The following is a 9,881-nucleotide window of genomic DNA, read 5'->3' as shown; positions in this document are numbered from 1 at the left end:
AGAGCCGGGAAGACCGCCTGTGCAGGGCGCATTCATGGCGAATCCCATCTCTTGCCTTTGCGAACCGTTCTCCAAGTGCGCCGACCTCAGCCGACAGAAAGCAGACGAAATCACGGGGAGAACAGCAGCAGAAACCGGCCAAAATGGCTGTGCTAAGTTCGTCGGGGAGACCGGCTCACTCGAGCCTGGTAACCGCTAAGCCTTTGATTGTGGCTGCATTTCCCACATCACGCGAGAGCACGTGGTTGCAGAGAGAGTGGTTGGTGGTGCACGCATCCACATCCGAACCGGTCTCCGGTGCGAATTCCTTGCCCTGAGGGAAATCTGCAGGGAAAACCGAAGTTCGTTGTTGTCCCCGTTGGGCTCGCACTTTGAGCGCCGGATCTAAGCAGTTGACAAATCTTCACGAACCTGCTGGTGTCCGCCTCGTCATCTCTTGATGACTTCATTTCCGTCGAGCAGCACCCCATTGAGGGAGCAGCACAAGGAACTCTTCTCGTTTGCCGTAAGGCAGGCGGGGCCATAGCCGTACTTTTCGGCCGTGGTTGTTTCTGGCTGCAAGGAGCGCTCGATGCGTAACGCCAAACAATCCCAGACCCAGTCTTCGCTCGAAGCATTATACAAGGACTGCTCGCCGATTATTGAGCAAGTACCTGTGGCTACGCTTCGCCCCTACCAGAGGCAGTTGAAAAAGCATTCGCCACAACAAATCGAGCAGCTTGCAAATTCCGTCCGCACCTTCGGACTGGTGCAGCCTCTTGTGGCAGACGAGAACAACGTCATCATTGCAGGCGCTGGTCTGCTTCAGGCCGCTATCAACGTTGGGTATGAGCACGTCCCCGTCGTTCGCTTGAAGCATCTCAACGAAGCGTCGAAAAAGGCGCTGCGTATCGCTCTCAACAAGCTCGCCGAATTGTCCCACTGGGACGACAGCCTGCTCGCGATCGAATTCAACGACATGCTGGAGTTGGAGCTTTCTATCGAGCTCAATTTCGATTTTAGTATCACCGGCTTCACGTCTCCCGAAGTCGACCAGTTGATCTCCAACGCCGAATGCCCGCCGGGGGATGACCCGGGTGTTGCGCTGTCGACTGGGGAGCCGGTGATCTCTGAGCTTGGCGACCTCTGGCTGCTTGGTGACCATCGCCTGATTTGCGGCAACTCGCTCGAGGAGGAAACCTACAAGTCCCTCTTTGGGAGCGAGCGCGCCCACATGGGCATCCACGACGCTCCGTATGACGTCAAGATCGAGGGCCACGTTTCGAGCTCAGGCCGGCACACTGAGTTCGTGATGGGCTCGGGCGAATTGGGTGACGATTTCGTCCCGTTCTTGAGCCGCTTCTTGAAGGCCAGCAAAGACTTCAGTCTTCCCGCGGCCTACCAGTATTGCTTCATGGACTGGCGCCACATGATGGAGATGAGTACGGCCGGTCAGAACGCCGGGCTGGTCCTGAAGAATCTGTGCGTCTGGGATAAGGGCGTGGGGGGCATGGGCTCGCTGTATCGCTCCCAGCACGAACTTGTCTTTGTGTTTGCCGACCCCAAGGCGTCGGGCACTAACAATGTCCAGTTGGGCAAGTTTGGTCGTAACCGCACCAATGTCTGGTCTTATCCTGGTTCGTTCGCCATGCGCGACGAGCTGGCGCTCCACCCTACACCCAAGAATGTCGCCATGATCGCAGATGCGATCCGCGATGTGTCTCCCCGGAATGGCATTGTGCTCGACGCCTTCTCTGGCTCGGGCACGACGATCATCTCTGCTGCAAAGACGGGCCGCCGCGCCTACGCCATCGAACTCGACCCCAAGTTTGTCGACGTGGGTGTGAAGCGTTGGCAGGAGTGGTCGGGTGAAACCGCGCATCACGCTGAGACCGGCCTGAGTTTTGCCAACTTGTCCGACCTTCGCCAAAAGAACCGCGGTCAGTCTGGCTCTTCTGGCTCCGCTCCCTCGCGCGCGCGCCGCCGCGTCCGCATCGGCTAAGGAGATGAGCCATGTCGGGCAAGAAGAGCAAAAGCGGTTCCGGTGACTACACCGTAGGTCGCGGAAAACCACCAGTCGCAAGCCGCTTCAAGCCGGGCCAGTCCGGCAACCCTGGGGGGCGCAAGAAGGGCAGCCGGAATTACAAAACCATTCTGGCAGCGGTCATGGAGTCGGAGATCGCAGTGACCGAGAATGGCCGCAAGCTCAAGGTTTCGAGGTTCGAGGCATTGGTCTTGTGCGCTTTTAAGGACGCCCAGCACGACGCAAAAGTTCGTAGCGACCTGTTTGACCGGTATGAGCGTTGCGATGACGGCGCCAGCGAGATTCAGGAAGAACTACCTGAGGAGGATCGGGCAATTATCGACCGCGGTCGTGAACGCGCTGGCCCCAAGAAGGCTTCGAACGCCCCAGGTGGCGATGAAGGCGCATTGGACGATGACTAATCTGATTACGCCGGAGCGCGAGCTACGTGCCTACCTCCGGCAGGATCTGAGCTGCTTTGTCGAAAAGGCCTTCGACACCCTTGAGCCCAGCACGACCTACGAGCACAACTGGCATATCGACCATCTCTGCTGGCACTTGTCCCGCGTGGCTGCCGGTGACTGCACCAGGTTGATCATAAATGTGCCACCGCGGTCCATGAAATCGATCACGGCATCCATCGCCTTCCCCGCTTGGCTGCTCGGGCATGACCCATCCAAACGCATCATGTGCGTGTCCTTTTCGGATGACTTCGCCCGCAAGCTATCAGTTGACACACGCACACTGTTGCAAACTGAGTGGTATCAACAGACGTTCCCTCGCATGCGGTTGGCGTCAAAACGCCCCCGCAATACCGAACTCACTACGACCGAGTATGGCTATCGCTTCGCTGCAGGCAATGGTGGCTCGGTACTTGGCCGAGGTGCAGACCTGATCATCGTTGACGACCCGATCAAACCCACCGCCACGCTGTCCAGCGCTGAGCGGCGCAGGGTAAACGAGTTCTACGACAATACCCTCTACACCCGCCTCAACAACAAGCAGACCGGCGCTATCGTCATCATCATGCAACGTCTTCACCAGGACGACTTGGTAGGTCACGTCCTCCCTAAGGACGACTGGGAGGTTGTTTCGATTCCAGCCATCGAGACTGAGACCCGCTCGTATCGCGTGGGCTCTGACCCAGACCATGTCTATTGGCGGCTTGCGGGCGAGGTTCTCCACGAGGCCCGCGAACCCCGTGAATCGCTCGAGCGGACTCGGCGCTCTCAAGGCTCGCTTACGTTTTCTGCTCAGTACCAACAATCTCCTGTTCCCCCGGAAGGGAACATCGTCAAGCTCGACTGGATCCAGCGCTACGCCGAGCTCCCAGCCGCATTCGACTTCAAAGTCGCAAGCTGGGACACAGCATCCACCTTGTCCGAAAACGCAGACTATTCTGTTGGCACTGTTTGGGGTGCCAAAGGTCTGGATTTTTACCTGATCGATTTGGTCCGCGGTCGTTTTGAAGTTCCTGAGTTGCGCCGCCTGGTGGTGGAACTGGAGCATCGCTGGGAAGCACACCAGACTGTTATCGAGGATACCGAATTGGGTCGGGCGATCGCGCAGGATTTGCGGCGCACAGGCGAGTGTCGGCCTATTCTGAAAAAACCCAAATTCGACAAAGAAGCGAGGTTCCTGGCGCAGTCCGCTCGCTTCGAATCCAGACAGGTTTATGTCCCTCAGGACGCAGGTTGGCTTGCAGACTGGTTGGACGAGCTGCTTGCCTTCCCAAACTGCAAACATGACGATCAGGTGGATTCCACCAGCCAGGCTCTGAGCTATTTGTCTAGCCGTGCATTTTCGCGCAACCGCAACCAGGCGCCGAAAATGCTGCCGCAAGAGGGGCAGAGGCCGATCGGCCATGACTTCTACCGGCGAGGCCGGGCGAAATAATCTAATCAGGTGGTGAGTTACCAGAACTCGGCGGACCGCCGCGGACGGCGCACCGCCCGGTAGGGAATGCCTCGCCTCAGCCGTCTCCCAAGCGCAAGTGCGCGGGACTAGGTTCGCTGTTGAGAGCTGCTGATTATCGGGGATACTCCGGCGGATTCTCGAGGCAGAAAGTCCCGCTGCTCACTACCGCGAAGGTGTCCAGCCTTTCGAACATAGTGTCCGTCCAGCCATGCTGCATGCCGGGGACATATTCATTTAAGTAGTATCCAGATACCTTGCACATGCCGCTATCGTAGACCACACCACCGCGGATATGGACCGATTCACCCGGCTCATCGATCCCGGCCAAAGGTTCACCGTCTCTTAGCGTGAGGCTATCCTCCCCGCCGAGCTCACATCCGACGTCTCCGCTATCGAACACGGCCCAGATATAAACAACTCGGCCATCCCCCGTGGGTGCAGATGAAGCCAGCCAATCATCGACAATGATTTCAGGCTCCCAATATGTGATGGGAACCTTATATGGATGTTCGGCGCAGCTAGGGAGGTACTGCGCCTGTGTTTCGGAGACTAACAAAACCGAAATTACGGGAACTACTAGTTGGGACGCCATACGCATAGTAAACCCTCCGATGAAGACCAAATTTAATTGGCACGCATCACCATCCCTCTTCCACCGCCCCAGTCCAGTCAATTCCTCCTTGAGAAAGTCTCACTCCCTCGGCAGCGCCAAAGTGGGCCAAGAAATGGCTCCCGTCATAAGCGGGCCAGGACCTGCTCGAAAATATTCTTCACTACCACCACTGACATTCGATAGCCCTACAGACTCTTCAGCCGCGCTCGACCATGACCGATTGGGGGCCGATGGCGGACCGTCCGGTGCTGGTCAGGGACTTGAGAAAGCTGACTATCGTCGCGTGCTTGGTGGGCGCCCTGGCACATGGATTCGCAGAAGCGCGGCGAGGACTGCGAACCGTCAGGAACTAACCCAACACGGGCGGATGCGATATGGCGGCGCATGAGGCGATCTGCAGGCTCTCTATCGCAACCAGCTATGTGCATGTGCTGGGAGCGCAAAACACCCCTTCATCATTCGGTTTGGCTACGTGCAGCGTGGTCGATTAGGCGGGCCACCGCCTCGGCGGTTTCCTTGACCGCGACGACGTTATTGCCGCCCGTGACCCGAAGCTGACAGCCGCCAGCCTGGTCCGAGAACGAGATGATATGGTCGACATTGACGTAGACGGTGGGGCGAGCCGATGCCACCGCGCTGGTCAGTTTGATCTGCATGAAGTGCGCTCCACTTTCTCAAGTCTTCTTGTAGAATTTGACTTAGTTGCCCTGACTGTCTCTCTCCCGCAACCAGATTTGCAGGCTCTCTGCCGATCTGGGCCTGGCAAACGCATAATCCTCAAGAAAATCGCAACCCAACCGGCGCAGCAGATCGGCATGCGCCTTGGTCTCGACGCCTTCGGCCACGACCCTGAGCCTAAAGAACTTGCCCATGCCGATAATCGAGTCCTCGATCTCATCGCGGAGTTCCCAACACTCCTCATCGGTCTTCGGAACCAGCCGAAAAATGAGACGTTTGGGATCCAAAGATAGGTCGTCCGGTGTCCAAACCTAAGGAGAACAGCGATGCAAGTTCAAGAAATCATGAGCCGTAACCCAGCCTGCTGCGGCCGCGCCGATACCATTCGGGATGCTGCGCAAATCATGGCAGAGAAATCGGTTGGGTCCGTACCGGTTGTCAATGATATGGGAGAGCCAGTGGGGATCGTCACCGATCGTGATATCTGCTGCGGCGCCGTAGCCCAGGGGAAGGGAGTCGATACCCCAGTCTCTGAGGTCATGTCCACAGACGTCTTGACGACGACGCCGGATGAGGACGTGGCGGCCTGCTGCGACAAGATGGAGGAGCGGCAGGTCAGGAGGGCAATCGTTACAGATGAAAACGGGAAGTGTTGCGGAATAGTCGCCCAAGCGGACGTTGCCCGCGGCGCCAGCGATCAGGAAACTGCGGATCTCGTCCAGGAGATTTCGAAGCCAGAGCGCAAATCGGGCTGCTGCTAGCAGAGCGAAAACCGGAGACAGCGGCATGTTTGATGGAATGATGGGTGGCGGAACGATGTTCGGCATGGGGATCTTTTGGATCCTCATCCTGTTGCTGCTTGTACTGGCCGTCTTTGCCTTGGTGAAGTACTTGCGCAAATAGGCGGGCGAAGTTCTCGCGCCGTCGATCAGTCGTCAGCGGCAACTAGTCGGCTCTACTCGCCTGACGTGCCATTGAGCGTCTCCTGGTAGTCACGCTCGCGCTCCGGCCATGTGCTCTTGATGTAGTCGATGATCGCCATGATCTCGGTGTCCGTGAGCACAGCTGCAAAGGCTGGCATGTCCGTCTCGTATCCGGGCGCCATGGTCTCGAGACCATCGCGTATTACGGCAAGGAGTTGCTTGTCGGAGTGGTGCCACGTGTGCCCGCTGGCATCATGCGGTGGGGCTGGCAACCGGCCGCTCGGCAACCGGCGCATCCAGTCTGGCTGGCCCTGCAAATTGTCACCGTGACAGCTGGAGCAGTACTCCAGATACAGCTCCTTTCCGACATCGTCTGACGCGCTGCAGGCGACAAGCACCAGCGAGAGGCTCACTGCCGGCAGGACCCCGCTGCCGCTCACTGCCCGAGTGGCGACCAGCTCTCGCCCCCGTCCGTACTGGCGAGCACGGCGCTTTTGTGCGTAACGGCGACCATGTTGTCTCTATTGGCCGGGTCGGTGGCGAGATGCAGTATGGCATCTTCACCGATTGGAACCGGAAGTTCCTCCCATGTACCGTTTCCGCTGCGCCTGAGAAGGCCAGTTCCAACATAGAAGGCGTAGAGTGAGCCCTCGTTATCTACATGTACGGCAGTAACGGGCACTCCGGCCGGTCCAATGCGCGACCACGAGGCGGCATGGTCGGAGCTCTCCATCAGACCGTCAGCCGTGCCTGCGAACAGTTGCCCCTCCGCCAGGCCGGCGGCGATATCGATGGTCTGATCGGGAGCCGGGCCACCCTCTACCCAGCTCTTGCCTCCGTCCGAGCTCATCTGAACGTCGCCATACAGACCATAAATCAGATTGGGATTCACCGGGCTCACCGACATAGCGTGGAAGTCGACCGGTCCGCCGATGCCGTCGGAGACATGGGACCAGGTGGTCCCGCCATCAGCAGAACTGATGACGCCGATATTGCCGCCGGACGCCGGATGCCCGCTGGCGAACAACCGGCCGCCCGGAGCGGCGGTGAACCCCATAAAATCGTCAGGCGCGGAACTGAGCTTGGCTTTGCCGTCCTCGCCCACCAAGTAGACGCCGTTGTGCGTCGCCAGAGCGAGGCGAGACTGAGGTCCGGTCAGGAACGCCGCCCCATGGATATGGGACAGTTTGGACACCTCGACTGCTGCAGTGCCAGCATGTGCATTGCTTCCCCAGAAGGGAACTGCTGCCGCAAAGGCCAAGGGGACAATCCATTTTTTCATCTGCAAACCTTTTCCTCGGGGCGACGCTGTGCAGTTCGAATAACTCACCATCCGCGCAGGTTTTAGCCCTTCCCGGTAACGAGTGCGTTATGCCGCGCCACCGGCTCATCCTGAGTCTAAGGATGCAAAGGCGGCTAGACGACTGAATATAGGTCTTTTCGAACAGGTCCTTGGGAATGGCAGTGTCCTGAGAAGTCCTCGGTGCCGTTCTTCACTAAAGGTTGCGACGAGCGCGCCTTTGCGCTGCTCCAGTGGGAAGTCTGTCAAAACATCGACGAGATGTCAGACGCCCCGGTGGGATAGGCAAACATCGTGTCCTTGAGCTGGTCGGCCGTCAGCCCGTGCCGCACGGCCAAGGTGAAGACATTGATGACCTCTTCGGCATGCGGACCGAGCAGGTGCGCGCCTAGGATGCGCTCGCTGCCTTCCTCCACCAGAACCTTGTAACCCGAGACGGATTCCGCCTGTTGGCGCGTCGAAAACCAGCCGGGCGTCCGATTGCACTGCATGCGGAACTTCAGCCCCTGTTCATGGGCTTCGGAATCGTCCAGCCCGACCCTTGCAAGGGGTGGCAGGGTGAAGGCGACCGAAGGAACGCCCTTGTAGTTCGGCGTGCTGTGATTGCCTTCCAGCAGGTTCGCCACAACCACCTTGCCGTCGTGATTGGACACGGGGGTAAGCGGCGGGCCCATCTGAGCAGTGTCGCCGGCGGCATAGACGGCCGGGTTCGACGTGCTTTGCAGGTATTCGTTGAGGGCCAGCTTGCCGTCCCGCAGTTCCACCCCACCAGCCTCAAGGTCGAGCGGCTCGAAGTCGGGCTTGCGGCCAGCGGCATGGACGATCAGGTCCGCTTCGAAGGTCGGCGAACCGCCGTCGCCGGCTGCGGTGATGCGGAAGCCATCGCCGGTCTTCTCGATGCGCTTGACCTCGGTGCCGGTGTGCAGGGTCACGCCGATCTCCTCGTACTTCTCCATCAGCCATCCGACCAGGTCCGGATCGAAGCCCTTGAGCATCTGGTCGCCGCGCTGAAGGATCGTGACCTCGGCCCCGGCTCGCGCGGCGATATGGGAGAACTCGGCGGCGATGTAGCCTCCGCCGACCAGCACGATCCGGCGCGGCAAGCTTTCCATCTCAAGGAAGCCCTCGTTGTCGATCAGGTGCTCCTCGCCGGGGATGCCCAGCTTCATCGGCTCCGCCCCGGTCGCCAGAACGATGTGCCTGGCCTCCATTGTTTCGCCATCGACCTCAACAGCATTCGAGCCAACGAACCGGGCCCGCCCGTGGAAGGTCGCGATGCCGCTGTCGGAGAAGCTCTTCTCCTTCTTGTCCGGCACTGGGTCCGTGAAGCCGCGCTTGAACTCCAGCAGTTCGCGCCAGTCGATCCGCACGTCGCCCTCGACTCCCTTGCCGTGCATCCGGCGGGCGTGGTCAGCGGCAGAGGTGCCCCCGATCAGCATCTTCTTGGGATCGCAGCCGCGAAGTGCACAGGTGCCGCCATAGGGGCGGAAATCCGTCACGGCAACACTTCGGCCCGCGGCGCTGACGCGCTTTGCCACGGTGGTCGCAGCGGTTCCGCTGCCGATGACTATCACGTCGTAAGTTTTGGCCATTAAGACCCCTGAACCCGGCCGCCCTCACAAAAAGCTTTTGCCTCCTGTCTCTCCAGACAGATGGCTACAATTCCGAGAGGGCACCGCCAGCTAGATTTGTTCTGTGCTGTTCATCGAACGACATTATGTCCCGCAGGTTCCGTTGCGCTCGCCGCAGCCGCGGAGTCGGAGCGCTCCGGCCGTCCAACCCATGGATTACGGCAGGCAAGACTCAACTTGGGCGGCAGCTCAGCATGGCCGCGTCTATCTGTCCACCGAGCAGCCGGTCCGTCTCCCGGTCGGTCGCCAGCTTATAAGTGCGCGCGTATCGCAGGCCGCCTAGATCAGCAGTACACGGTAGACGTGGCCGTACGCGACACAGTCCTGGCGCCGCCCGAGATGACAATCGGTGTCAGCTTTGACGCCGACAATCCTGGCGTTGGCTATTCCATGGCCACGGGCTGATGACTGAGGCAATTTACAGCTAAGTTGCTCGAAGGTCCCGCCGCTACCGCCTTTTTGGCGACGCAGCGGCCCATTTAACTCGTACCGACAACTGAACGGAAACTGCACTTCCTTCCCAGCCATGGGACTCCCTTCTGCTACGCTCGGCACGCATCGGGTAGTGAAGCCTGCCGAGCGGGCGTCGAGGAACCGAAACAGCGGCTGCTTGCACCTGCGCCACGTCGAGGTCACATTGCTGGTATCAAAGCGAAGCATTGGGAAGAGATTCGCGTTTGAAGTTGCTCAGAAACATATTCAACATGCTAGCTGTGGTCATCGTGCTGCTCTCCGGCGCGCTTCCATTGCACGCGTCTGAGCCCGTCGTGCAAACATCACCTATGGAGCAACTGGATCACGACCACGCATTGGCGCC

Annotated in this window: 9 protein-coding genes; 4 read left to right on the top strand and 5 right to left on the bottom strand. The window is 59.3% G+C overall.

Annotation, left to right across the window (positions count from 1 at the left end):
- Nucleotides 1-571: 571 nt before the first annotated feature.
- From GGR20_RS18185 to terL, 3 genes are read left to right on the top strand one after another with little or no spacing between them, the layout of a single operon-like run.
- Nucleotides 572-1,981: a site-specific DNA-methyltransferase gene (locus GGR20_RS18185; RefSeq protein WP_183312775.1), complete on the top strand. Its 1,410-nt coding sequence runs from the start codon at nucleotides 572-574 to the stop codon at nucleotides 1,979-1,981.
- Nucleotides 1,982-1,992: 11 nt separating this feature from the next.
- Nucleotides 1,993-2,424 carry a DUF5681 domain-containing protein gene (locus tag GGR20_RS18180; protein ID WP_183312774.1) on the top strand — a complete coding sequence of 144 codons (432 nt, stop codon included), beginning with the start codon at nucleotides 1,993-1,995 and terminating at the stop codon, nucleotides 2,422-2,424.
- Nucleotides 2,417-3,898 carry a phage terminase large subunit gene (gene terL / locus GGR20_RS18175; RefSeq protein WP_183312773.1) on the top strand — a complete coding sequence of 494 codons (1,482 nt, stop codon included), beginning with the start codon at nucleotides 2,417-2,419 and terminating at the stop codon, nucleotides 3,896-3,898. The genes GGR20_RS18180 and terL overlap by 8 nt, the downstream gene beginning before the upstream one ends.
- A gap of 1,089 nt (nucleotides 3,899-4,987) precedes the next feature.
- On the opposite strand, the gene GGR20_RS18165 is transcribed toward terL, so the two are convergent.
- Together GGR20_RS18165 and GGR20_RS18160 are read right to left on the bottom strand one after the other, a co-directional pair.
- Nucleotides 4,988-5,188, bottom strand: a complete 201-nt coding sequence (locus tag GGR20_RS18165; RefSeq protein ID WP_116589143.1) for a hypothetical protein — start codon at nucleotides 5,186-5,188, stop codon at nucleotides 4,988-4,990.
- A 42-nt stretch (nucleotides 5,189-5,230) separates the two neighbouring features.
- On the bottom strand, nucleotides 5,231-5,497 hold the full coding sequence (locus GGR20_RS18160) for an EAL domain-containing protein (protein ID WP_246349776.1): 267 nt from the start codon (nucleotides 5,495-5,497) through the stop codon (nucleotides 5,231-5,233).
- 39 nt (nucleotides 5,498-5,536) lie between these two features.
- Here GGR20_RS18160 and GGR20_RS18155 point away from each other — a divergent pair, with 39 nt between their 5' ends.
- Nucleotides 5,537-5,971, top strand: a complete 435-nt coding sequence (locus GGR20_RS18155) for a CBS domain-containing protein (RefSeq protein WP_116589142.1) — start codon at nucleotides 5,537-5,539, stop codon at nucleotides 5,969-5,971.
- Between the two features lie 194 nt (nucleotides 5,972-6,165).
- Here the strand turns inward: GGR20_RS18155 and GGR20_RS18150 are convergent, their stop codons facing one another.
- From GGR20_RS18150 to GGR20_RS18140, 3 genes are all read right to left on the bottom strand, one after another.
- Nucleotides 6,166-6,531: a c-type cytochrome gene (locus GGR20_RS18150; protein WP_338084937.1), complete on the bottom strand. Its 366-nt coding sequence runs from the start codon at nucleotides 6,529-6,531 to the stop codon at nucleotides 6,166-6,168.
- A gap of 38 nt (nucleotides 6,532-6,569) precedes the next feature.
- Nucleotides 6,570-7,415, bottom strand: a complete 846-nt coding sequence (locus tag GGR20_RS18145; protein WP_183312771.1) for a WD40/YVTN/BNR-like repeat-containing protein — start codon at nucleotides 7,413-7,415, stop codon at nucleotides 6,570-6,572.
- A gap of 263 nt (nucleotides 7,416-7,678) precedes the next feature.
- Nucleotides 7,679-9,025: a dihydrolipoyl dehydrogenase family protein gene (locus tag GGR20_RS18140; protein WP_183312770.1), complete on the bottom strand. Its 1,347-nt coding sequence runs from the start codon at nucleotides 9,023-9,025 to the stop codon at nucleotides 7,679-7,681.
- Between the last annotated feature and the right edge of the window lie 856 nt (nucleotides 9,026-9,881).

The organism is Devosia subaequoris, assembly GCF_014197055.1.
In the GTDB taxonomy this organism is placed as follows: Bacteria; Pseudomonadota; Alphaproteobacteria; order Rhizobiales; family Devosiaceae; genus Devosia; species Devosia subaequoris.
This window is presented reverse-complemented; position numbering and strand designations above follow the sequence as displayed.

Coding starts and splice junctions, on each gene's coding strand:
- GGR20_RS18185 (WP_183312775.1), top strand. CDS start 572: ATGCGTAACGCCAAACAATCCCAGACCCAGTCTTCGCTCGAAGCATTA.
- GGR20_RS18180 (WP_183312774.1), top strand. CDS start 1,993: ATGTCGGGCAAGAAGAGCAAAAGCGGTTCCGGTGACTACACCGTAGGT.
- terL (WP_183312773.1), top strand. CDS start 2,417: ATGACTAATCTGATTACGCCGGAGCGCGAGCTACGTGCCTACCTCCGG.
- GGR20_RS18165 (WP_116589143.1), bottom strand. CDS start 5,188: ATGCAGATCAAACTGACCAGCGCGGTGGCATCGGCTCGCCCCACCGTC.
- GGR20_RS18155 (WP_116589142.1), top strand. CDS start 5,537: ATGCAAGTTCAAGAAATCATGAGCCGTAACCCAGCCTGCTGCGGCCGC.
- GGR20_RS18145 (WP_183312771.1), bottom strand. CDS start 7,415: ATGAAAAAATGGATTGTCCCCTTGGCCTTTGCGGCAGCAGTTCCCTTC.
- GGR20_RS18140 (WP_183312770.1), bottom strand. CDS start 9,025: ATGGCCAAAACTTACGACGTGATAGTCATCGGCAGCGGAACCGCTGCG.